The 491-nt window shown below is 71.1% G+C and carries 1 protein-coding gene; it reads right to left on the reverse strand.

Annotated elements, in window-relative coordinates:
• On the reverse strand, positions 1-491 hold a 491-nt coding region (locus ACTJLF_RS34705), incomplete at both ends, for an AMP-binding protein (protein ID WP_440884916.1).

Below are 491 nucleotides of genomic sequence, written 5' to 3' on the forward strand. Positions count from 1 at the left end.
GGCGCGTCCAGCAGCACGGTGGGTACGCCCTCGGGCAGCAGCCGCGCGGTGGTCGAGTCGCTGAGCATGCACACGGGCTGGGCGTCCTGGAGCATGAAGGCCAGGCGGTCCCTGGGGTAGTCCACGTCCAGGGGCAGGTAGGCAGCTCCGGCCTTGAGGATGGCCAGCAGGCCGACGACGAGCTCGATCGACCGGGGCAGTGCGAGCGCGACGAAACGCTCGGGACCTACGCCCTGGGCGATGAGGTGGTGGGCGATCTGGTTGGCACGCGCGTTGAGCTCTGCGTAGCTCAGGCGCTGGTCCTCGAAGACGAGGGCGATGGCCTCGGGGGTGTGGGCAGCCTGCTGCTCGAAGAGGGCGGGCAGTGTGGCCTCGGGCACGGGGTGGGTGGTGTCGTTCCAGCCCACGAGGATCTGCTGGCGCTCCTCGGGCGCGAGGATCTCGATGCGCCCGATGGGCTGCGCGGGGTCGGCGGCGATCGCCTCGAGCAC

It is taken from the genome of Variovorax sp. 22077 (assembly GCF_052044195.1).
Classification (GTDB): Bacteria; Pseudomonadota; Gammaproteobacteria; order Burkholderiales; family Burkholderiaceae_C; genus Variovorax; species Variovorax atrisoli.